The following is a 23995-nucleotide window of genomic DNA, read 5'->3' as shown; positions in this document are numbered from 1 at the left end:
AAAAAGCAGCTTTTTTTAAACTAATGGTGATTAAGCAAACGGGTTGCGAAGTACCATTGTTTCTACACGATCTGGGCCGGTAGAAATAATATCAACAGGTACACCTGTGATTTCTTCGATACGCTTGATGTAGTCAATCGCAGCTTTTGGTAAGCCTTCAAGGCTAGTTACACCAACTGTGTTTTCAGACCAACCTGGCATCTCTTCATATACTGGTGTTACTTTCTCGTAACCCTCAGCAGCTAATGGCGTTACATTAGTCACTGTGCCATCTTCAAGCTGGTAACCAGTACAGATTTTAAGCGTTTCTAAACCATCTAAAACATCTAACTTAGTTAAACAAAAACCAGAGATGCTATTGATTTGAACTGCGCGGCGCATTGCCACAGCATCTAACCAACCAGTACGGCGTAAACGACCTGTGGTCGCGCCAAACTCATGACCTTTATCACCTAAGTGCTTACCCACTGGGTCTTGTTTTTCAAGGCCATCGTAAAGCTCTGTAGGGAAAGGACCAGAACCAACACGTGTAGTGTACGCTTTAATAATACCTAACACGTAATCAAGGTTTAATGGACCAAAACCAGCACCAGTCGCAACGCCACCAGCAGTGGTGTTTGAAGAGGTTACATAAGGGTAAGTACCGTGATCGATATCAAGTAATGTACCTTGTGCACCTTCAAATAAAATGTGTTCGCCCGCTAAACGTGTTTGATCTAAAAGCTCAGTTACATCAACAACCATTGCTTTTAAGATGTCTGCAACGGCCATTGCATCATCAAACGTTTTTTGGAAATCAACAGCATCTACTTTGTAGTAGTTAACTAAAGTGAAGTTATGGTATTCAAGTACTTCTTTTAGTTTAGCTGCGAATAATTCTGGATTGAATAAGTCACCTACGCGTAAACCGCGACGGGCTACTTTATCTTCGTACGCAGGACCGATACCACGGCCAGTTGTACCAATTGGTTTGTCGCCGCGAGCTGTTTCGCGAGCTACATCTAATGCAACATGGAAAGGCAGAATTAACGGACATGCTTCACTAATTAAAAGACGCTCACGTACAGGTACGCCACGCTCTTCTAACATGCCAATTTCTTTCATTAGCGCTTCTGGTGATAAAACCACACCATTACCAATCACACATTTAACATTGTCACGTAATACACCCGATGGAATAAGGTGTAGAACTGTCTTTTCACCGCCAATAACTAAAGTATGACCCGCATTGTGGCCACCTTGGTATCGAACTACTAAAGATGCTTTGTCTGTAAGGAGATCAACAACCTTACCCTTACCTTCGTCACCCCATTGGGTGCCTAATACAACAACGTTTTTACCCATTGTAAATTCACTTCGAGAAAATTAGGACGAGATTTTACCAGAAAACGGAAGTAAAGATCACCCCTGTTCAGCTTATTTTTTCTGCGCGTATTTTTTAGGCCATCACACTTTTTAAATAACCACATATATAACAGTAATTTAAAGTTTTAAATTATGCTTAACAAAAAGCCCCGCATAGGCGGGGCTTTATAACTTTTTAAATGATTAAGGCATCGCTTATTGCGCTGCAGCGCCTTTCATATATTTAAAGAAGTCACTATCTGGTGAAAGTACCATAACATCTTGTTTATCTTTAAAGGTCTTTTTATACGCCTCTAAAGAACGAACAAAACCAAAGAACTCTGGATCTTTGTTGTATGCTTTAGCATAAATAGCGGCAGCTTCTGCATCACCTTGACCACGTACTGAGCGCGCATTACGCTCTGCATCAGCAAGCATTACCGTTACACGGCGGTCAACATTAGCACGAATAGTTTCTGCTTTTTCTTGACCTTCCGAGCGGTGCTCTTTTGCAACAGCAGTACGCTCAGCGCGCATACGTTGGTAAATAGAGCTACTCACTTCTTGTGGTAAGTTAATTTGCTTAACACGCACGTCAAGTACTTCAATACCTAACTCGCGCGCACTTTCAGAAGCTTGTACTAACGCCTCTTCCATTAGCTCACTACGCTCACCCGATACAATCTCGCGAATAGTACGCGTACCAAAGTTAGTACGCAGACCATTATTAACTTTTTGCTTTAGTAGTGTTTCAGCGTATTGCTTATCACCACGAGCACGAAGGTAAAATGCGCTAAAGTCGTTTACGCGCCATTTAACAAACGAATCAACAATTAAGTCTTTTTTCTCGCTTGTTACAAAGCGGTCTGGCGTGCCATCTAGCGTTTGAATACGTGCATCAATACGACGTACTTGGCTAAAAAATGGTACTTTTAAGTGAAGGCCTGGGCTGTATACAACGGCTTTGTCTTCACTGTCTTTTTCAACTTTGCTAAATAGCAACACAATCGCTTTTTGCCCTTCAGGTACTACAAATACCGCAGAGAAAGACATAACAATGGCAGCTAATAGTATGACTAAACTAAAGTTTTTCATTATGCTTATCTCCCGTTATTGTTAAAGCGATCACTGTTAAAACGGTCATTACCGCTATTCACAGTGCTATTTCGTGATGTATTTACTTTATTGCGTAAATCTTGAATATCACTTGAGCTTGGTAAAGCTACACGTGTTGCAGTGCCTTGCTTTTCCATAATTTTATCAAGTGGTAAGTACATCATGTTGTTACCGCCTTTAACATCAACAATGACTTTAGAACTGCTGCTAAGCACCTCTTCCATAGCATCAATGTATAAACGTTCGCGCGTTACTTCTTTAGCTGCTTGATACTCAGGTAATAGCTTTTCAAAACGAGCCACTTCACCTTGTGCTTCAAGTGTAATGCGTTCTTGATAACCTTCTGCTTCTTGCGTCATACGTGTTACTTGACCACGCGCGCGCGGTTCAATTTCACGTGCATACGCTTCTGCTTCACGGATGAAACGCTCTTCATCTTCTTGTGCGGCAATAGCGTCATCAAATGCATCTTTTACTTCAGTTGGTGGACGTGAATCTTTAAAGTTCACATCGGTCACAATTAAACCTAAGTTATACGGTTCGATGATTTTATTAAGCTCATCCCACGTATTTTGACGAACAACTTCACGGCCATTAGTCAGTACTTGGTCCATTTTTGCATGGCCAACAACGTAACGTAACGCGCTATCAAGCGCTTCTTCTAAGCTGTTATCAGCATTAGTTACGCTAAACTTGTAAAGGTACGGGTCAATAACACGGTATTGCACTTCAAACTCAACGCTTACTACGTTTTCATCTTCCGTTAGCATAAACCCTGATGCAGATAATGAACGCACAGCTTCAATATCTACTGGAATAACCGTTTCAATAAAGGTCATTTTCCAACGTAAGCCTGGCTCTGCAATACGGTCATACTTACCAAATTGCAGTACCACACCACGTTCGGCTTCTTTAACCGTATAAATACCACTTAACGCCCACACAATTGCGGCGATAATGAGGATAAATGAAATACCGGCTCCGCCAAGTCCACCGCCACTATTATTGCCGGATTTTTTACCGCCAAATATGCCGCCTAACTTGTTGCTAAACTTACGGAACACCTCGTCTAAATCAGGTGGGCCTTGATCACGTCCGCCTTTATTGTTCCACGGATCTTTGTCATTGCCATTATTACCCGGTTCATTCCAGGCCATAGCTATACTCCATTGTTATCTAAATAAATTAGGAAATTGTGTTAAATCTATCAAATCTACCGCGTTTCTCATACAAAAACCGACATTTATATGCCAATTTTTAATCGCGATTGATAAAACCCTCAATTTCAGGACCAAACTCTTTAATTAATCGGTTCCATTCAACCATAGGTAAACGTACATCCAACAACCAGTTACCATGTTCATCAAAGCGCTCTTCATGGACTGCACTTAAGCTAAACAAAGACGCTCTTAACCGGCCATATTGAGGGGCAAGTAATAACGTACCACTAAGCATTTTCTTAGCAAGCAGGTCACTTATTGCTTCGCTAAGTAGCTCACACCCTTCGCCGGTTTGTGCAGATAACCATACTCTTATAGGCTGTCCTTGGTCATCCCGATCAATTCGTGGGCTTACATCATCAAGCGCATCAATTTTGTTATAAACTAATAATTGCGGTACTTCATCAGCTTCAATCTCTTTTAAAACCGACTGTACTTCCTCTATGTTTTCGCGTCTGCGCGGGTCTGCCACATCAATTACATGTAACTGTAGGTCGGCTTCACGCGTTTCTGTTAGTGTTGCTTTAAAGGCTGCCACTAAGTCATGCGGTAAGTGGCGAATAAATCCCACTGTATCGGCCAAAATAACCGAACCAACATCACCTATATCAAGTTTACGTAGTGTTGGGTCAAGCGTGGCAAAAAGCTGATCCGCTGCGTATACATCTGAGTCTGTTATACGGTTAAACAGGGTTGATTTACCCGCATTGGTATACCCTACAAGCGACACGGTAGGAATTTCGTTACGCGTACGCGCACGTCTACCCTGTTCACGTTGTACAGCAACTTTGGCTAATCGGGCACGAATATTTTTAATGCGCGCGCGCAATAAACGTCTATCGGTTTCAAGCTGTGTTTCGCCTGGGCCTCGTAAACCTATTCCCCCTTTTTGGCGCTCAAGGTGAGTCCACCCTCGGATTAATCGAGTAGACATATGCCTAAGCTGAGCAAGCTCTACTTGTAGCTTACCTTCGTGGGTACGGGCTCTTTGGGCAAAAATATCAAGAATAAGTGTTGTTCTATCAAGTACACGACATTGGCAAACGCGCTCTAAATTACGTTCTTGAGACGGACTTAATTGATGATTAAAGATGACAACATCTGCATTGTGGATTTTGACAATCTCAGCTATTTCTTCTGCTTTACCGGTACCGACGAATAGTTTCGGATGTGGTGCTTGGCGGCTGCCTTGCACAACCGCCAAACTACTAACACCAGCAGAAGATACCAACAACTCTAATTCATGAAGATCTTCACGATCGCCATCTTTAGGTAAGTCGATATGAACTAAGACTGCCTGTTCGCCGGATTCATAGCGGTCAAACAAGCATTACGCTCCTAATTAAATATTTCCTGGTTCTTGCTCTTCAGTGTCATCGCTCCCTTGAACACCTTGGAAGTTGACTGCACGAGCAGGTACAACTGTTGAAATTGCGTGTTTATACACCATTTGGTTTACAGTGTTTTCAAGTAAAATAACAAATTGGTCAAATGACTGAATTTTACCTTGTAATTTTATGCCATTTACCAAAAAGATTGATACTGGAATGCGCTCACGACGTAGTGCATTCAAAAATGGGTCTTGTAACGATTGGCCTTTTGCCATGTTATTGTTCCTTCGTTCTAGGTGTTATTATAATTTAAGTAGCTGAACTTATTTAATTAAATAATTCGCAACTACTACTAGCTTAGCGAACTTACTACGCGTTGCAAGTTTTCTTCATCGTCTGTTGTTAACCAAGTAACATCAGGCCAACTCCGTAACCACGTTAGCTGACGTTTTGCCAGTTGACGCGTTGCAGCAATGCCGCGAAAAACCATCTCATCATGGTCTACTTCACCCGCAAGATAATCCCACATTTGTCTATAACCTACACAACGAATAGAAGGCATGTTGGGGTGTAAATCCTTACGTAGATATAGGGTCGAAACTTCTTTTTCAAACCCCTGTTCTATCATTATTTTAAACCTTTTTTCAATTCGCTGATGTAATTCACTGCGATCATCAGGCGCAATCGCAAATTGATGAAAAGTATAAGGTAACGTTGGCTGCTTTTGCTTTTGCAATTCAGTCATTGTTTTACCACTAATACGGTAAACTTCCAAAGCTCGATTTATTCTTTGTGAATCATTTTCACTTATTTTGTCGGCCGCTTGCGGGTCTACTTTAGCCAGCTCTTGATGTAAATGTGGCCAGCCAAATTTTTTTGCTTGCGCTTCAAGCTCTGCTCTAACGACTGGGCAGGCTTCTGGCAGTGGCGATAATCCATCAATTAAAGATTTAAAGTACATCATGGTGCCGCCCACTAATATTGGTACTTTACCTTGTTGATGGAATTCATCAATTTTTTTTATCGCATCACGCCTAAAATCGGCGACCGAATAGGTTTCGCTCGGATCGAGTAAATCAATTAAATGATGCGGAGCACGAGCAAGCTCTTCTGCATCGGGCTTTGCCGTACCTATGTCCATACCTTTATACACTAACGCTGAATCAACGCTGATTATTTCTGTATTTAAGTGCTCACACAGTGAAATTGCCAACGCCGTTTTACCAGCTGCGGTTGGGCCCATTAAAAATATGACCGGTAAATTGCTCAACACGGGTACCTTAATTTAATTGCGTTAAATAGTGTTCTAGGTCTATTTTAACTGCTTTTTCTTTTAAACGTTCAATTGTTTGCGGATTATTTTGTAAGCTAATTTGTAATTCAATAAATGCATTACTTTCATAAAAGCGTTCTGGTACACAACCAAGCTGCCATGTAAGCCACGCTTGTAACTCGTTGAGCTGTGTTTTACATGCGCCAAGCAAGCTTTCAACCGCAGCTGATACTTCAAGTAAATATAAACACGTGGGTAGCTTTTTAACCATCACAAACTGTTTTTCAATAACTAGCTCAAAGCCTAATAAGGTAAACCACGATTGCTGCTGAGCTATTAGTTCGCAGTCAGCTTTTTCAAGGTTAACCCTTACGGGTAGTAGCAAGGCTTTCCCCTCTAAATTACCCAGCTCTTTTATTTGTGCATGCCAGTAATCAACAAGTGTATGCTTATAGTGTGAGCAAAATAGCTGCTGCTGCTGAGTAAATACACACACACCTTTATTTACATTTAATACCTGCACACTTTTTAATGCGTGTGCAGCGCTTTCATCAGTATCGGGCTGCGCTGATACACTATGCTCAAAATGAGCGGCTTGTTGCTCACTCACCCCTTGATAAAATGCATTTACATCGTGATGATTTGCACCATGTTTTTGAGACGGTGAAGCATACCCCGTAGCGCCACCACCTGACCCTGCGCGACTAGAGGAGGCACGACTAGTAAAACCACCGTTTTGTGAATCTATTGGCTGCAACTGTGACTTAGGGTAATCATACACCTGCTGAACTGGCTGGCTATTAGCCGCATGATTTGGTTGCTCAATAAACGCTGAGGATTGGTAATCGTCTATGGCCGCTTGATTAGTTGCAAATTCGCCTTGTAGAGGCACAACTACTTGCTTAATCGCCTGTAATATAAAGTCGTGCACTAACCGGCCTTGATGAAAACGCACCTCGTGCTTTGCAGGATGAACATTTACATCCACTTGCCTTGGGTCAATATCAATATAAATAACAAAACCTGGGAGTTCTTGCGCTCCACTTACCTCTTCAAACGCCTGACGAATAGCATGTAAAATTAGCTTATCGCGCATCATGCGATTATTTACATATGTATATTGCGTGGTATTAGCTGATCCCACTGGCAATACCCAACCATGTAGCTGTAAACCACTTTCACCAGATTGAATATGCAATCCTTGCTCAGCAAAGGCTTTACCTGCAACTTGCGCAACCCGAGTAATCGCTTGATTTGGATCGGTTTTAGCACGGTACTGCCTAACCACCTTTTGGTTATGCGTCAGTGTAATCGACACATCAAAACGACTCAGTGCAATACGCTTTATAAGCTCATCAATGTGGCTAAATTCGGTTTTTTCGGTGCGTAAAAACTTGCGCCTTGCTGGGGTGTTAAAAAATAAATCTTTAACTTCTATCGTTGTGCCATCTGGGTGGGCTACCGGCTTTACTTGCACGTCCATATCGCGCCCCTGTGCAAACGCTTGCCACGCGGCATCTTGTGCTTTGGGCTTTGAGCTAAGCGTTAAACGCGATACCGAACTAATAGATGCAAGCGCTTCCCCTCTAAAGCCTAAAGAACAAATGTTTTCTAAATCATCGAGTGATTTAAGTTTACTTGTTGCATGGCGTGAAAGCGCTAAAGTGAGCTCATTTTTGCCAATACCTGAGCCATTATCACGAATACGAATAAGCTTGTGACCGCCACGCTCTATGTCTATTTGCACACGCGTTGCGCCCGCATCTAAGCTATTTTCTACTAATTCTTTAACTACTGAAGCCGGGCGTTCAACCACTTCACCTGCCGCTATTTGGTTAGCTAATCGTGCAGGTAATATTTCAATACTCATGAGGCCCCTAATACGTGTACAGGTTTAATAAACATCAACTCTGCGGTATGTCCAGCTCTTGACCTATAAACAAGGTGTTTGAGCGTAGTTGATTAACTTGCTTTAATTTGGCTACCGATACGCCATACCGACTCGCTAATAGGCTTAGCGATTCACCTGGGCGAACTTTATGTTTAGTTGGGTACTGCGATTTAAGCTTTGCAAATAACGAATCATCAGGTGGGTTTTTTAAGTAATAATTTTTTATAGACGTAAACATCGCTTTAGCTAAGCGTTCCTGATGATTAGCGCTTTTTAACATGCGCTCTTCACGGGGGTTTGAAATAAAACCTGTCTCAACCAAAATGGAAGGGATATCTGGCGACTTTAATACGGCAAGACTTGCATGTTGTGGATCTTTTTTATGTAATTTAGCGACCTTTTTTAACTCTTTTACTACTTCTTCGGCCACACTAAGCCCTGTTTTCATTGAGTGGTCCATCGACATATCAAGTAGCGCTTGCGCGAGGTATTTTTCGTTAGCAGCATCTTTAATTACATCGGCTGCACCACCTAAAAGCTCTGAGTGTTTTTCTTTATCTTCTATCCATTTACCAATCTCAGAATTAGCGCGACCAAGCGATAACACCCACACCGAAGCACCATTTGGCCCAGGGCTGGTAAATGCATCAGCATGAATTGACACTAAAAAGTCGGCTTTTTTCTGGCGTGCTCGGTTGGTACGGGTATTAAGCTTAACAAAGTAGTCGCCACTTCTTACCATGCGCGAAATCATGCCACGTTCGCCGTCAATCATACGCTCTAAACGTTTAGCTATTTGCAGGGTAATGGTTTTTTCATACGTACCAGAGGGGCCAATAGAACCAGGGTCTTCTCCGCCATGGCCCGCATCAATTGCAATAACAATGTCTCGCTCTTGGCTTAACTGGCGCTTTTTAGCTGCTTTTTGGGCAGGTGTAGTGCTTACTGCGGGTTCACTTTTATTATATAAATCCACAACCAGCCTGTTTTTGTACGGGCCAGTAGGTGCCAGCGCAAAAATAACCGGCTTAATAGGCGCTGTTAGCTCAAATACAAAACGTACACTTTGTTTATTTTTAGGCTTTGAATAGCGTAGCTTGCTTACAATTTTGTGCTTAGAAGGAATACTCGGTAATACTTTTAACCCTTTGGTGTTTTCAAGGTCGACCACTAAGCGACTCGGGTTTTTAAGCATAAAATAGCTGAAATCGGGCTTATCATCTAAATCAAATACCACCCGCGTGCTATCTGGCGAGGGCCATACGCGTACACTATTTATGGTATTTTTTGCCCACAACGGTAAGCTCACAGCGAAAACTATGAAACAAATAAAAAGTTTAACTACACCTCGATTCATTATAACTACCATTGCCTTAACTATTTATTATTATGAGAGCGGGCGCCTTGACCCGCTATTAGCTTATTAACCTAAACGTTGGATAGTAAATCTACCTTAAGCTGCTATTTTGTACGCCAACTAAAAAGGTAACTTTGATGCTTTTATATTTCAATGTGTTAGTAAGTATATTAACTCGGGTTTAGGTTAGTTAGTTTTTCGACAATTGCTATTCCGCGCTCGCTGGCACTATTCATAACAATTTTGCGCTCATCGCCAACGTAACTTAAGGTAATGTCTAAATCGGGAACTGGTATAAATTCTCCCCCTTTTTCTGGCCACTCAACAATACAAATAGCCTGCTCAGAAAAGTAATCTCTTATACCCATGTACTCAAGCTCTTCAGGATCGCCTAACCGGTATAGGTCAAAATGATATACATTAGCACGTGTCAGTTCGTATGGCTCTACCAGCGTATAGGTTGGGCTTTTTACCTTACCAGTGTGGCCAAAGCCTTGCACTACACCACGCGTAAATGTTGTTTTACCTGCACCTAAATCACCGTGTAAATAAATTACTGCACCTTGCTCTATAATAGCAGCCACTTTGTTACCCATTGCTACTGTGGCTATTTCATCATTTAGGGGAGCTTCAAAACTACGCGTCATTGTTACCTCAAAATTTACTAAAAGCGCATCTTTGCTAATCATACCAGAATATTTCTTGAAGGCGATAAATTGGCGTTTTAGGCATAAAAAAACCGGCCTAAGCCGGTTTTAATTAACTGGGGCTTTATAGCCCTAGTTTTTTCTCAAGGTAGTGGATATTTGTACCACCACTTTGGAAGTTTTCGTCTGCAAGAATTTTCTTATGTAATGGCGTGTTTGTTTTGATGCCATCAATAACTAATTCGTTCAACGCATTACGAGCGCGGGCAATAGCCACATCACGGTTTTCACCGTAAGTAATAAGCTTACCAATCATCGAATCGTAATGTGGGGGTACTGTATAGTCAGCATAAATATGGCTATCCCAACGAATACCTAAACCACCTGCAGGGTGGAAACGTGTAATTTTACCCGGCGACGGGATAAACGTTTCTGGGTCTTCTGCGTTAATACGACATTCAATTGCATGGCCGCGGATAACCACGTCATCTTGCGTGAAAGATAGCGGTTGCCCAGCAGCAATTTTTAGCTGCTCTTTAATTAAATCAACACCGCTCACCATTTCAGTCACTGGGTGCTCAACTTGAATACGGGTGTTCATTTCGATGAAGTAAAATTCGCCGTTTTCGTATAAAAACTCAAACGTACCCGCACCACGGTAACCAATTTCGATACATGCACGTGTACAGCGCTCACCAATAAATTTACGCACTTCTGCCGTTATACCTGGAGCAGGCGCTTCTTCAACTACTTTTTGGTGACGACGTTGCATAGAACAGTCACGCTCACCTAAATGAACAGCATTACCTTGTCCATCAGCAAGTACCTGAATTTCAATATGGCGAGGGTTTTCAAGGAATTTTTCCATGTAAACCATGCTATTACCAAAAAACTGTTTCGCTTCTTGTTGAGTAAGTGCGATTGAATCAATTAATTCAGCTTCGCTACGTACTACACGCATACCACGGCCACCACCGCCACCAGCGGCTTTAATAATTACCGGGTAACCAATGCGCTTTGCAATTTGCATGTTGCGTTCTTTGTCATCCGATACCGGACCGTCAGAACCTGGTACACATGGTACACCGGCTTTACGCATTGCATTGATTGCCGATACTTTATCGCCCATAAGACGAATAGTGTCGCCTTTTGGACCAATAAATACAAAGCCACTTTGCTCAACTTGGTCAGCAAAATCTGCATTTTCTGAAAGAAAACCATATCCTGGGTGAATCGCTACAGCGTCTGTTACTTCAGCAGCCGCAATAATGCGCGGAATATCTAAGTAACTTTCAGTGGCTGGAGGTCTACCGATACAAATGGTTTCATCTGCAAGTAATACGTGCTTAAGATCGCGATCCGCCGTTGAATGCACAGCAACCGTTTTGATCCCAAGCTCTTTGCAGGCGCGCAATACGCGAAGTGCTATTTCACCTCGGTTTGCAATGACTACTTTATCTAACATAAGAGTTGGCCTTTAGGTTACTAAATTATTCAATGATGAATAGAGGTTGATCAAATTCTACTGGTTCGCCATTTTCAACTAAAATAGCTGTAACTGTACCCGCTTTATCTGACTCAATTTGGTTCATCATTTTCATTGCTTCAACGATACATAAAGTATCACCTACTTTAACTTGAGAACCTACTTCTACATATGCTGGCGCTTCTGGAGAAGCTGCTGAGTAAAATGAACCAACCATAGGTGATTTAACTTGATGGCCTGCAGGTGCTGCTGGTGTAGCATCGGCTTCAACGGCTGGCGCAGCTTGTGCTGGTGCCGCAGGCGCTGGAGCAGCAAATTGCTGTGGTGCGTACTGAGCGTAAGCAGGACCTGCGCTCATGTTGTTACGGTTAATACGTACTGATTCTTCACCTTCAGTGATTTCTAGCTCAGCAATACCTGATTCTTCTACTAATTCGATTAGCTTTTTGATCTTGCGAATATCCATGAACGACCCGCCTATAAGTTTGTTAGTTTAAATTAATTCGAGTTTTGCAACCGGCTCACGGCAGCGTTCAATGCTGCGTGGTAACCCATTGCACCTAATCCACATACCACACCTTGCGCCACATCAGAAAAATACGAATGATGACGAAATGCTTCACGTGCATGCACATTACTTAAGTGCACCTCAAAAAAAGGAATATCAACGCTTAACAATGCATCACGTAAAGCGACGCTAGTATGCGTAAATGCAGCAGGATTAATAATTATGTAATCAACTGCCTGCCAAGCATCGTGTATTCTTTCAATAAGGGCTTGCTCACTATTACTTTGAAAATGCGTAAGCTGAACATCTAGACCCTCTGCGGCAGTCGTTAGTTCGCTCATAATTTCACCAAGAGTGTGCAAACCGTACTTTTCTGGCTCACGCTTTCCTAGCATGTTTAAATTTGGACCATTTATAACTAAAAGTTTAAATTTTGCAGCCATAATACGCGATATATCCTCTAAGTAATGAGTTAAGCCGTTGCGAGCTAATTTTGTACACTAAAGTAAGTATAAAAAACAAAAATTGCAACAAATTCTCACGTTAGCCAACTATTATAGTCAGTTCGATGTAAATAGCAGCAAAATACTGGTCTAATCTCTGGAGGTGTAATAAATATGACGTAATTGAAGGCAAGCCACTTGGTAAGCCCAAGCGGCTAAATTGCACTATTATTGTGCGCTGGCGCGCACTGCAGCTAGGTGGGTGGCAAAATCATCAGCGTTTAAAAATCCTGTAACGCGCTCTGAACTTAGCTCTTGCCCTTGTGTGTTAAAAAACAAAATACTGGGTAAACCAAACACAGTGAACTCTTCCATTAGCTCAATGGTGGTGTCATCACTTTGCGTTAAATCGATTTGAATTAACTGATAGTGACTAAACTCGCTCTGTACTTTGGCATCTGGAAATGTGTAATGTTCAAACTCTTTACATGCCACACACCAATCGGCGTATAAATCAACCATCACCAGTTTGCCTTGCTGATTAGCTTCAGCAACAGCGTTTTTTAGCTCGGTTAAATTAGCCACTTGTTTAAACTCATTACTTTGCTGACTAACCTGATCAACCTGTTGCTGCGGCCAAATAACGTTTTTAGCTAATGTAAAACCAGTAAGTACTAAAAATGTAGCACTAAACCAAAGCGCTGTTTTAAGCTTGCTTTGTGGCTGCGCACTTTGCCAATAGTGTAAATAAACAGCCGTTGCCAGTGCTAAAATACCCGCCATAAGTAAAATAATGTCGGCGCTAATTATGCGCTCCAATAAAATAAGCGGCACAACAAGCATAATAAAACCAAATAACGTTTTAACTTGCTCCATCCAACCGCCTGCTTTAGGAAGCAATTTGCCACCAGACGTACCGAGTAATAAAAGCGGTAGGCCCATTCCTAAACTTAATACATACAGGGTTAAACCACCGACAAGGTAGTCACCACTTTGCGCTACAAATAATAGCGCAGCAGATAACGGAGCTGTGGTACAAGGTGATGCAATTAACCCCGACAACACCCCCATTAAAAACACACCTAGGTAATTGCCGCCTTTTTGGTTATTACTGACTTGCGTTAGCTTGCTCATCATGGCGCTGGGTAACTTAATTTCGTACCAGCCAAACATCGACATTGCGAGCAGTACAAACAGTAAACTAAAACTAATAAGTACATAAGGGTGTTGTAAATACCCTTGCACTTGCCCGCCTAAGGCCGCCACTACTAACCCTAATGCAGCATAAGTAAGCGCCATACCTTGTATATATACAAACGACAACGCAAACGCTTTTTTAGTAGACAGGTTTTGCTGCCCTGCAATTAAACTCGATAAAATAGGAAACATAGGGAACACACACGGTGTAAACGCAAGCCCCACCCCAACAGCAAAAAATATGAGTAAATTGGTTACTAAACTTTGACTTGCTAATCGCTCTGTAAAACTTAAATCTTGAGTGGTTGTATTGCTTTGGCCACGCGTTGCGTCTACAGAAGGAGTTAATGCGTTTAATGTATCAGCGGCATTAGCAGATGAGTTATTACCTTGCGCTTGCTCTGAGGCAATAACGCTTAAAGGAATACTAATAACCTCAGGCGGATAACATAGCCCTGCTTTGGCACAACCCTGATAGCGCACCTTTACAACAGCACCCTCTGTAACATTACTGAGCTTACTTATAACACTCACACTATTGAAAAAAACTTCGGTTTTGCCAAAAAACTCGTCTTCAATTATTTCGCCAGTACCGGCATCGCCCACCTTTATGTTGGCGCCTTTGGCGATAATTTCTATTTTCTTTTTATAAAGGTAATAGTCAGGGGCTATATCCCATCCCACAAATAAAGTGCTACCTTGCTGATCAAAATCAAATACAAACGCTTGGTCTACGGGTAAAAAGGTTTGCTGTGGCGGGGCAAGTAAATCACCTAGCACATTATTGGTGTTTGCCTTTGCCGGAAGCGCCAGCAAGCTAACCAATAATAAAAAGAAAAACCGCATTAATTTAATACCTCATCCATCCAATGAAAATAAGCCAAATTACCAGTGGCCACATCAACCACTTGAATTTCGGGTACTTCGTAACTATGTAAACTTTTAATGGTTTCAAAAACATCATTCATTTTTTCTGATTTTGTTTTAATCAGTAGTTTTGCTTCTATTTCTTCGGCCACATCGCCTTCCCACATATAAACTGAGGTCATATTTGGTAAAATATTTACACACGCCGCTAATTTTTGCGCTACAAGTGCTTTTGCTAAAGTGCGCGCTTCAGCCTCATCTTTGCACGTGGTAAATATCAATTTAAATTGCGTAGTCATAATTAACCTTTACTAATTTATAGGGAACTAATGCAATAGTATCTGATAGCTAATGTAATGTGTAGGCGATGAATAATTGTAGATATTAAGCAATTATTAATCACTTTAAGCTCAACCTTGAAAATAGACCCTTTCACCCTCACTTATATTTCATTCACTCTTTTGAGTGCCATTATTTAGAGAGCCCTATGTTTAGATTTTTATTTGTGTTGTTTATTATCATTCCTATCATCGAAATTGCGCTACTAATACAGGTCAGCGATGTAATTGGTGGGTTTGCGACTATAGCCCTAGTGATTATTACGGCTATTTTGGGCGCCAGAATGGTTAAACAACAAGGTATGGGTGCATTACAAAATGCACAAAGCCAAATGGCCCAAGGGCAAATGCCAGCTAAAGAATTATTTACCGGTATTTGCGTGATCATTGCGGGTGTTTTATTACTAACCCCAGGCATTATGACCGATGTATTCGGCCTACTATTATTAACCCCTTCAATACGCAACAAACTGGCTGCAGGCCTTGCAAGTCAGGCAACGGTGCGTATGAGCACAGGTGCACAACAAGGCGCTTCAGCCTTTACACAACACCCACACTCGCAGCAAGAACAACAGCATGTAAATAAACCAACGACCATTGATGGCGAATATGAGAGAAAAGATTAAAAATTTATCGATTTTTCTCTTGGAATTTTACACTCTACCCCCATTAATGAATGCAAATTAGAAAAGCTTTTTTCTGTACTGTTCAGAAACTGTTAGGAGAACTAAAAAAATGAACATTCGTCCTTTACAAGATCGCGTAATCGTTAAGCGTCTAGAAGAAGAAACCAAGTCTGCTGGCGGTATTGTATTAACTGGCTCTGCAGCTGAAAAATCAACTCGCGGAGAAGTTATTGCTGTTGGCAATGGTCGCGTTCTAGATAACGGTGACGTTAGAGCTTTAGAAGTAAAAGCCGGTGACACTGTGTTATTTGGCTCATATGTTGAAAAAACTGAAAAGATCGAAGGTCAAGAGTACCTGATCATGCGTGAAGACAACATTTTAGGCATTGTAGGCTAACCCTACTTTTCGTTTAACAAACATTTAAGAATTTAGAGGAAATTAAAGATGGCAGCAAAAGAAGTACTTTTTGCAGGTGACGCACGCGCTAAAATGCTAACAGGCGTAAACATCCTAGCAAACGCAGTAAAAGTGACCTTAGGTCCTAAAGGCCGTAACGTAGTACTAGATAAATCATTTGGCTCTCCAGTGATCACCAAAGATGGTGTATCTGTAGCAAAAGAAATCGAACTTGAAGACAAGTTTGAAAACATGGGTGCACAAATGGTGAAAGAAGTTGCATCTAAAGCAAATGATGCAGCGGGTGACGGTACCACTACCGCAACTGTACTTGCACAATCTATTGTAAACGAAGGCCTTAAAGCGGTTGCTGCGGGTATGAACCCAATGGATCTTAAGCGCGGTATTGATAAAGCAATTATTGCTGCAGTAGAAGAGCTTAAAGCGCTATCTGTACCATGTGCTGATACTAAAGCAATTGCACAAGTAGGTACTATTTCAGCTAACTCTGACAAAGAAATTGGCGAAATCATTGCTAACGCAATGGAAAAAGTAGGTCGTAACACAGGTGTTATTACTGTTGAAGAGGGTCAATCATTAGAGAACGAACTAGATGTTGTAGAAGGCATGCAGTTTGACCGTGGTTACCTATCTCCGTACTTTATCAATAACGCTGAAAAAGGCGCAGTTGAGCTAGACAACCCGTTCATTCTACTTGTAGATAAAAAAGTATCTAACATTCGTGAGCTACTACCTACATTAGAAGCCGTTGCTAAAGCAAGCAAGCCACTATTAATCATTGCTGAAGACCTAGAAGGCGAAGCACTTGCAACGCTTGTAGTTAACAACATGCGTGGTATTGTTAAAGTATCAGCAGTTAAAGCCCCTGGTTTTGGCGACCGTCGTAAAGCAATGCTACAAGATATCGCCGTATTAACTGGCGGTACTGTTATCTCTGAAGAAATTGGTTTAGAGCTTGAAAAAGCAACTATCGAAGACCTAGGTACTGCTAAGCGTGTAGTAATCACTAAAGATGATACAACTATCATTGATGGTGCGGGTGAAGAAGATGGCATTAACGGCCGTGTTGCTCAAATTAAAGCACAGATTGAAGAAGCAACGTCTGACTACGATAAAGAAAAACTACAAGAGCGTATGGCTAAACTTGCCGGCGGTGTTGCAGTAATTAAAGTAGGCGCAGCGACTGAAATTGAAATGAAAGAGAAAAAAGACCGTGTTGAAGATGCATTACATGCAACTCGTGCAGCGGTTGAAGAAGGCGTAGTACCTGGTGGTGGTGTTGCTCTAGTACGTGCTGCTAGCAAGCTAGTTGAGCTACTTGGCGACAATGAAGATCAAAACCACGGTATTAAAGTTGCACTTCGTGCAATGGAAGCACCACTTCGTCAAATCGTAACAAATGCAGGCGACGAAGCGTCAGTCGTAATAAACGCTGTTAAAGGTGGTGAAGGTAACTACGGTTACAACGCAGCCTCTGGCGAATATAACGATATGCTTGAAATGGGTATCCTAGATCCAACGAAAGTAACGCGCTCTGCACTACAATTTGCAGGTTCGATTGCGGGTCTAATGATCACTACCGAAGCAATGGTTGCTGAAATCCCTAAAGAAGAAGCTGCAGCTGCCCCTGATATGGGTGGCATGGGCGGAATGGGTGGTATGGGCGGCATGATGTAATCATCCTCCTTTAGGCACCTTGCTTATATAAAAACCCAGCTTCGGCTGGGTTTTTGTTTTTTAGTACAAGCCTATTGTTATTGCTTAATTTATCTCCACATCTATACCATGAGTTATTGGATTAAAGGTAAAAGGATTTGCTTAATAATAATGAAATAATCACCTTCTTTGTTTTGGTACTACTTATCTCAGGGTTAGTGGTATTTATTGCCTGGATTATGCTTAAGCTCGTTATATGGGGCAAGAGCATGTCTAAAGGAGCGTATTTATTTTTAGCGTTTTTTCCACTAATTTCTCTTATGCCTATCCCACCCCCTACTTATGAGAATGTTCAAAAGGCCAAGCAAGAGCAGCGTAAACGCAAAGAGGACTCAGGTGACGACCCTACTAATGAAGATGAGTAAACCAGTTTAGCTGCGTAAATTAAAACACTTTTTAAGGATGCTCTAAGGTTTAAAATCGAGTGAAGCCTTATATTGCTAGCCCTACATGCAAAGCCAATGTATAACGTACAGCTTCCCTTAAAATAAGCTTTGATAAACAGTTACCTATACTATTCAACCCTGTATTGATATGTGAAAATACACCGACATAAAACAACTTTAGGTTTTTAGTTATGCCAAAGCAGCATATAGGTAGTATTGCTCTTGTTGTAAAAGACTATGACGAAGCAATCGCATTTTATACAAAAAAGTTAAGCTTTGAATTAGTGGAAGATACGGATTTAGGTGATGGTAAACGCTGGGTGTTAATAACCCCACCCAACTCAAACGGCACACACATATTACTTGCACAAGCCACAGAGCCAGAGCAGTTTAACGCTGTTGGCAATCAAGCAGGTGGCCGCGTATGGCTATTTTTAAATACTGACAACTTTTGGCGCGACTACGAAAGCATGCTAGAAAATGGCGTAGTATTTCATGAGCAGCCTCGTAATGAGCCTTACGGTACGGTGGCCGTGTTTGAAGATCTTTATGGTAACAAATGGGATCTTATTCAACAGAGCTAAATACTTAGTTGGTTAACGACCTGACTATTTGAAATAAATCCGAGGGTAGCATGCCGCGCTGCCCTTGCTCTTCAGCCGCAACCTCACCGGCTCGAGCATGGAGAGTTACCCCGTATCGTGCTGCTTCGTCGATACTAAGACCTTGAGCAAGCAATGCACCGATAATACCCGTCAGTACGTCGCCACTCCCTCCCACGGCAAGTGCTGCATTGCCATTTTCACACACCCAAGTGCTTTTACCATTATCAATTAAAGATCCAGCACCTTTTAATATGCAAGTAGCGTTATACCGTTTTGCGCATAATCGCACGCTATCAAACCTATTTGACTCTATTTCAGAGGTATTTTTGCTAATGAGCCTAGCCGCCTCACCAGGATGCGGAGTAAGAACACATTGAGCCAATGTATAAGCACTTGCATTTTCAGCTAATAAATTAAGTGCATCAGCATCAAGTACAAGCGGCGTATTGTGCTCTTGGCAATAGTGCATTACTGTGCAAAACGTTTTTTTAGCCCATTTATCCTGCCCAAGTCCAGGACCAAGTACAACACAAGTTGCCCACTCTAAAGCCTGCTCAAGGTTTTCACTCATGACCATTAATTCTGGCCTACCGATACTTATTGGCATAATAGAGCTTTGATGCGTATACACCTTCACCATCCCCGCTCCTGCTCGAAGCGCAGCTTCACTGCTTAGTCTGATTGCTCCCGCAGTACCTTGGTTGCCCCCAACGCATAATAACTTGCCATGATTGCCCTTATGGCTATTTAAAGCCCGAGAGCCCAAGCGATTAAAGCTGTCTATATTTATTAAATGAGCACAAGGTGAAGCGAGCTGACTAAAAGTATCTTCAATTGCTAATTCATCGAGAATCAACTCACCGGCATGTTGTTTACCTGTCCCTGTAGAAAGGCCTTGTTTAATCGCAATAAAAGTAAGCGTTTTTGTAGCCTGAATAGCTGCGCCTAATACTTCACCTGTATTTGCATCTATCCCTGAGGGAACATCGATACTTAAAACAGGCTTTTCGCTTTGGTTGATGGCTGTAATAATCTCACAATATTTTTCACGAACAGGTGAATTAAGGCCAGTACCCAGTAATCCATCTATTACACAGTCGCAGCAATCTAAGTCACTCTTAGTAAACTCGTTAACTATGCCACCAGATTCAAGCCACAACTGCCTCGCTTTAGCAGCGTCACCACTGAGCGTTTTATTAGGGTCTATAGCGCAAACTTTAACCTCTGCACCAGAGTCCTTAATTAAACGCGCGGCTATGTAAGCATCACCCGCATTATTACCATTACCTGCAATAATTAAAGTAAGCTTAGCGTTAAAAGACTGCCACTGCTTGTATACTGCCTCTCCCGCTCGCTGCATTAAAGTAAATAAATCTATTCCACATTGCTTAGCCGCCTCTCCCTCATAGGAGCGAACCTGATCTTTTGTGTAAATATGCCTTTGTTTATTTAACATAGAAACTCGCCATAAATAAGTGTGTAGATGCTCTATAACTATAGCTTGGGATAAAAGAGCACTTTTCAATAGCGGGTTTAGCATGCTAAACAGCTATTAAAGCTGAAATTGAAGCCTTTAATACAAAGAGTTTGAGTTCTGTGGTGGGCTCTTTCCGCGGGTTTCGTGATACTCAACCCACGCTATGGAAGTGGTGGAGACTGTGCGAATAATACCTGGAATGTATTTTTTACTTTTCTGCAGACGTAAAAAAGCCCGCCTCTTTCGAGTCGGGCTTTCTTGTATTTGGAGCCTGGCAATGTCGTAGTGCCCACAGCGGTAGAGAGTCACATAGCAAATGGAACATTATCATTGCGTCGGGTGTCGCTTCGCTCGCCCGACCTACGTTTTAGGTTTAAAAGTGAATTCATTACGAGTGCTTTTTTCACTTTCCTGTAGACGTAAAAAAGCCCGGCTCTTTCGAGTCGGGCTTTCTTGTATTTGGAGCCTGGCAATGTCCTACTTTCACATAGCAAATGCTACACTATCATCGGCGCTGTTTCGTTTCACTACTGAGTTCGGCATGGGGTCAGGTGGGTCCAAAACGCTATGGTTACCAAGCAAATTAGGTGCAAAGGAGTAATGATAAGCACGTAGTGCTACTATTTCCTTTGCGCAAGGTGCCTCAATGTTAACGCTACGCGCTAAGAGTCACCTCATAAATCTGGAAAACTCTGATAATATTTTTTAAGTCTAAGTATCTATCTACTTTAGCTATTAACTTCTGTCGCTTGTTTCTGTCACAAAACGCGTTTGGCGTTGTATGGTTAAGCCTCACGGGTAATTAGTACAAGTTAGCTTAATGGCTCACACCACTTCCACATCTTGCCTATCAACGTTGTAGTCTTCAACGGCCCTTCAGAGACTTTAAAAGTCTAGTGAGAAATCATCTCGAGGCCTGCTTCGCGCTTAGATGCTTTCAGCGCTTATCAGTTCCGAACGTAGCTACCGGGCAATGCCATTGGCATGACAACCCGAACACCAGCGGTTCGTTCACTCCGGTCCTCTCGTACTAGGAGCAACCCCTCTCAATTCTCAAACGCCCACGGCAGATAGGGACCGAACTGTCTCACGACGTTCTAAACCCAGCTCGCGTACCACTTTAAATGGCGAACAGCCATACCCTTGGGACCGACTTCAGCCCCAGGATGTGATGAGCCGACATCGAGGTGCCAAACACCGCCGTCGATATGAACTCTTGGGCGGTATCAGCCTGTTATCCCCGGAGTACCTTTTATCCGTTGAGCGATGGCCCTTCCATTCAGAACCACCGGATCACTATGACCTACTTTCGTACCTGCTCGACGTGTCTGTCTCGCAGTTAAGCTGGCTTCTACCATTACACTAACCGTACGATGTCCGACCGTACTTAGCCAACCTTCGTGCTCCTCCGTTACTCTTTGGGAGGAGACCGCCCCAGTCAAACTACCCACCAGGCACTGTCCGTAACCCCGATTCAGGGGCCAACGTTAGAACATCAAAACTACAAGGGTGGTATTTCAAGGACGACTCCACAACAACTAGCGTCGCTGCTTCAAAGTCTCCCACCTATCCTACACATGTAGGTTCAATGTTCAGTGCCAAGCTGTAGTAAAGGTTCACGGGGTCTTTCCGTCTAGCCGCGGGTACACAGCATCTTCACTGCGATTTCAATTTCACTGAGTCTCGGGTGGAGACAGCGTGGCCATGGTTACACCATTCGTGCAGGTCGGAACTTACCCGACAAGGAATTTCGCTACCTTAGGACCGTTATAGTTACGGCCGCCGTTTACCGGGGCTTCGATCAAGAGCTTCGTCCGAAAACTAACCCCATCAATTAACCTTCCGGCACCGGGCAGGTGTCACACCGTATACGTCATCTTGCGATTTTGCACAGTGCTGTGTTTTTAATAAACAGTCCCAGCCACCTGGTCACTGCGGCTCCCGTCCGCTTAGAGAGCAAGTCTCATCACAGATAGGAGCGTACCTTCTCCCGAAGTTACGGTACGATTTTGCCTAGTTCCTTCACCCGAGTTCTCTCAAGCGCCTTAGTATTCTCTACCTGACCACCTGTGTCGGTTTGGGGTACGATTCGGTATAATCTGAAGCTTAGAGGCTTTTCCTGGAAGTATGGCATCAGCAACTTCACACCCTTGGGTGCTCGTCTCGTGTCTCAGCCTAACAGCAACCCGGATTTACCTAAGTCGCTAGCCTACTCACTTTCACATGGACAACCATCGCCATGCTTGCTTAGCCTTCTCCGTCCCCCCATCGCAATTATACCAAGTACGGAAATATTAATCCGTTTCCCATCGACTACGCCTTTCGGCCTCGCCTTAGGGGTCGACTTACCCTACCCTGATTAACATGGGATAGGAACCCTTGGTCTTCCGGCGTGCGGGTTTTTCACCCGCATTATCGTTACTCATGTCAGCATTCGCACTTCTGATACGTCCAGCATACCTCCCGGTACACCTTCAACCGCTTACAGAACGCTCCCCTACCACTCATCTTAAGATGAATCCGCAGCTTCGGTGCATAGTTTAGCCCCGTTACATCTTCCGCGCAGACCGACTCGACCAGTGAGCTATTACGCTTTCTTTAAAGGATGGCTGCTTCTAAGCCAACCTCCTGGCTGTCTGGGCCTTTCCACATCGTTTCCCACTTAACTATGACTTTGGGACCTTAGCTGGCGGTCTGGGTTGTTTCCCTCTTCACGACGGACGTTAGCACCCGCCGTGTGTCTCCCGGATATTACTTTACGGTATTCGGAGTTTGCAAAGGGTTGGTAAGTCGGGATGACCCCCTAGCCTTAACAGTGCTCTACCCCCGTAAGTATTCGTCCGAGGCTCTACCTAAATAGATTTCGGGGAGAACCAGCTATCTCCCGGTTTGATTAGCCTTTCACTCCTAGCCACAGGTCATCCCCTAACTTTTCAACGTTAGTGGGTTCGGTCCTCCAGTTGATGTTACTCAACCTTCAACCTGCCCATGGCTAGATCACCGGGTTTCGGGTCTATACCTTGCAACTATTCGCCCAGTTAAGACTCGGTTTCCCTACGGCTACCCTAATCGGTTAACCTCGCTACAAAATATAAGTCGCTGACCCATTATACAAAAGGTACGCAGTCACCTAACAAGTAGGCTCCTACTGCTTGTACGTACACGGTTTCAGGTTCTATTTCACTCCCCTCACAGGGGTTCTTTTCGCCTTTCCCTCACGGTACTGGTTCACTATCGGTCAGTTGGGAGTATTTAGCCTTAGATGATGGTCCACCTATATTCAGTCAAAGTTTCACGTGCTCCGACCTACTCGATTTCACTTAAAATGTCTTTTCATGTACGGGACTATCACCCTGTATCGTGGCACTTTCCAGAGCCTTCCATTAACACATAATAAGCTTAAGGGCTGTTCCGATTTCGCTCGCCGCTACTATCGGAATCTCGGTTGATTTCTTTTCCTACGGGTACTTAGATGTTTCAGTTCTCCGCGTTCGCCTCGTTAACCTATGTATTCAGTTAACGATACCTGCAAGCAGGTGGGTTTCCCCATTCGGAAATCCTAGTCTCAAGCGCTTTTTACTAGCTTGACTAGGCTTATCGCAAGTTAATACGTCCTTCATCGCCTCCAACTGCCAAGGCATCCACCGTGTACGCTTAGTCACTTAACCATACAACCCAAACGGGTCTTTGTTAGTGACAGTTTAACTTCGCCAGAAGTTAATATTGAATACTAAAGTAGATACCAATTA

20 protein-coding genes and 2 rRNA genes are annotated in these 23995 nt (G+C 42.9%); 5 read left to right on the top strand and 17 right to left on the bottom strand.

Annotated elements, in window-relative coordinates:
* Positions 1 to 30 precede the first annotated feature (30 nt).
* The 14 genes from SJY38_RS00395 to cutA all read right to left on the bottom strand — a co-directional run bounded on the left by SJY38_RS00395 (position 31) and on the right by cutA (position 14979).
* On the bottom strand, positions 31 to 1344 hold the full coding sequence (locus SJY38_RS00395) for an adenylosuccinate synthase (protein ID WP_286745397.1): 1314 nt from the start codon (positions 1342 to 1344) through the stop codon (positions 31 to 33).
* Between the two features lie 216 nt (positions 1345 to 1560).
* Positions 1561 to 2439: a protease modulator HflC gene (gene hflC / locus SJY38_RS00390; RefSeq protein WP_004587662.1), complete on the bottom strand. Its 879-nt coding sequence runs from the start codon at positions 2437 to 2439 to the stop codon at positions 1561 to 1563.
* 5 nt (positions 2440 to 2444) lie between these two features.
* The gene (gene hflK / locus SJY38_RS00385; RefSeq protein WP_004587663.1) at positions 2445 to 3617 is read right to left on the bottom strand and encodes an FtsH protease activity modulator HflK; all 1173 of its coding nucleotides are present in this window, start codon (positions 3615 to 3617) and stop codon (positions 2445 to 2447) included.
* 100 nt (positions 3618 to 3717) lie between these two features.
* A complete protein-coding gene (gene hflX / locus SJY38_RS00380) occupies positions 3718 to 5007 on the bottom strand; it encodes a ribosome rescue GTPase HflX (protein ID WP_024031472.1) in 1290 nt (429 codons plus the stop codon).
* A 15-nt stretch (positions 5008 to 5022) separates the two neighbouring features.
* Positions 5023 to 5286, bottom strand: coding sequence for an RNA chaperone Hfq (hfq, locus tag SJY38_RS00375; protein WP_004587665.1), 264 nt, complete (start codon positions 5284 to 5286; stop codon positions 5023 to 5025).
* 77 nt (positions 5287 to 5363) lie between these two features.
* Positions 5364 to 6281 carry a tRNA (adenosine(37)-N6)-dimethylallyltransferase MiaA gene (miaA, locus tag SJY38_RS00370; RefSeq protein ID WP_095206706.1) on the bottom strand — a complete coding sequence of 306 codons (918 nt, stop codon included), beginning with the start codon at positions 6279 to 6281 and terminating at the stop codon, positions 5364 to 5366.
* Positions 6282 to 6291: 10 nt separating this feature from the next.
* A complete protein-coding gene (mutL, locus tag SJY38_RS00365; RefSeq protein ID WP_288421870.1) occupies positions 6292 to 8154 on the bottom strand; it encodes a DNA mismatch repair endonuclease MutL in 1863 nt (620 codons plus the stop codon).
* Positions 8155 to 8188: 34 nt separating this feature from the next.
* Complete coding sequence (locus SJY38_RS00360; RefSeq protein ID WP_031289362.1) at positions 8189 to 9532, bottom strand: N-acetylmuramoyl-L-alanine amidase; 1344 nt, start codon at positions 9530 to 9532, stop codon at positions 8189 to 8191.
* 170 nt (positions 9533 to 9702) lie between these two features.
* Complete coding sequence (gene tsaE, locus SJY38_RS00355) at positions 9703 to 10179, bottom strand: tRNA (adenosine(37)-N6)-threonylcarbamoyltransferase complex ATPase subunit type 1 TsaE (RefSeq protein WP_286742535.1); 477 nt, start codon at positions 10177 to 10179, stop codon at positions 9703 to 9705.
* Positions 10180 to 10303: 124 nt separating this feature from the next.
* Complete coding sequence (gene accC, locus SJY38_RS00350) at positions 10304 to 11644, bottom strand: acetyl-CoA carboxylase biotin carboxylase subunit (RefSeq protein ID WP_024031477.1); 1341 nt, start codon at positions 11642 to 11644, stop codon at positions 10304 to 10306.
* A gap of 25 nt (positions 11645 to 11669) precedes the next feature.
* The gene (gene accB, locus SJY38_RS00345; RefSeq protein ID WP_004587671.1) at positions 11670 to 12131 is read right to left on the bottom strand and encodes an acetyl-CoA carboxylase biotin carboxyl carrier protein; all 462 of its coding nucleotides are present in this window, start codon (positions 12129 to 12131) and stop codon (positions 11670 to 11672) included.
* A 32-nt stretch (positions 12132 to 12163) separates the two neighbouring features.
* Positions 12164 to 12616 (bottom strand): type II 3-dehydroquinate dehydratase, encoded by a 453-nt coding sequence (gene aroQ / locus SJY38_RS00340; RefSeq protein ID WP_024031479.1) that lies wholly within the window; start codon positions 12614 to 12616, stop codon positions 12164 to 12166.
* 228 nt (positions 12617 to 12844) lie between these two features.
* On the bottom strand, positions 12845 to 14659 hold the full coding sequence (locus tag SJY38_RS00335) for a protein-disulfide reductase DsbD (protein ID WP_377109054.1): 1815 nt from the start codon (positions 14657 to 14659) through the stop codon (positions 12845 to 12847).
* A complete protein-coding gene (cutA, locus tag SJY38_RS00330; protein ID WP_055017952.1) occupies positions 14659 to 14979 on the bottom strand; it encodes a divalent-cation tolerance protein CutA in 321 nt (106 codons plus the stop codon). Before cutA ends, SJY38_RS00335 begins: the two co-directional genes overlap by 1 nt.
* A gap of 188 nt (positions 14980 to 15167) precedes the next feature.
* On the opposite strand from cutA, the gene SJY38_RS00325 reads away from it, so the two are divergent.
* From SJY38_RS00325 to SJY38_RS00305, 5 genes are all read left to right on the top strand, one after another.
* Positions 15168 to 15644, top strand: coding sequence for an FxsA family protein (locus tag SJY38_RS00325; protein WP_138540447.1), 477 nt, complete (start codon positions 15168 to 15170; stop codon positions 15642 to 15644).
* A 109-nt stretch (positions 15645 to 15753) separates the two neighbouring features.
* A complete protein-coding gene (locus SJY38_RS00320) occupies positions 15754 to 16041 on the top strand; it encodes a co-chaperone GroES (RefSeq protein ID WP_004587676.1) in 288 nt (95 codons plus the stop codon).
* A 48-nt stretch (positions 16042 to 16089) separates the two neighbouring features.
* Positions 16090 to 17739 (top strand): chaperonin GroEL, encoded by a 1650-nt coding sequence (groL, locus tag SJY38_RS00315; protein WP_055014652.1) that lies wholly within the window; start codon positions 16090 to 16092, stop codon positions 17737 to 17739.
* Between the two features lie 137 nt (positions 17740 to 17876).
* Positions 17877 to 18143: a hypothetical protein gene (locus SJY38_RS00310; RefSeq protein ID WP_138540448.1), complete on the top strand. Its 267-nt coding sequence runs from the start codon at positions 17877 to 17879 to the stop codon at positions 18141 to 18143.
* 212 nt (positions 18144 to 18355) lie between these two features.
* Positions 18356 to 18748, top strand: coding sequence for a VOC family protein (locus tag SJY38_RS00305; protein ID WP_004587679.1), 393 nt, complete (start codon positions 18356 to 18358; stop codon positions 18746 to 18748).
* A 4-nt stretch (positions 18749 to 18752) separates the two neighbouring features.
* Here the strand turns inward: SJY38_RS00305 and SJY38_RS00300 are convergent, their stop codons facing one another.
* The 3 genes from SJY38_RS00300 to SJY38_RS00290 form a co-directional block, all read right to left on the bottom strand.
* Positions 18753 to 20225, bottom strand: coding sequence for an NAD(P)H-hydrate dehydratase (locus SJY38_RS00300; protein WP_377109051.1), 1473 nt, complete (start codon positions 20223 to 20225; stop codon positions 18753 to 18755).
* 485 nt (positions 20226 to 20710) lie between these two features.
* Positions 20711 to 20825 (bottom strand): 5S ribosomal RNA (rrf, locus tag SJY38_RS00295).
* A 202-nt stretch (positions 20826 to 21027) separates the two neighbouring features.
* Positions 21028 to 23914 (bottom strand): 23S ribosomal RNA (locus SJY38_RS00290).
* Positions 23915 to 23995 lie beyond the last annotated feature (81 nt).

Source organism: Pseudoalteromonas sp. R86517 (assembly GCF_042466295.1).
Classification (GTDB): Bacteria; Pseudomonadota; Gammaproteobacteria; order Enterobacterales; family Alteromonadaceae; genus Pseudoalteromonas; species Pseudoalteromonas atlantica.
The sequence above is the reverse complement of the archived record's forward strand: the minus strand, read 5'-3'. Positions and strand labels throughout refer to the sequence as shown.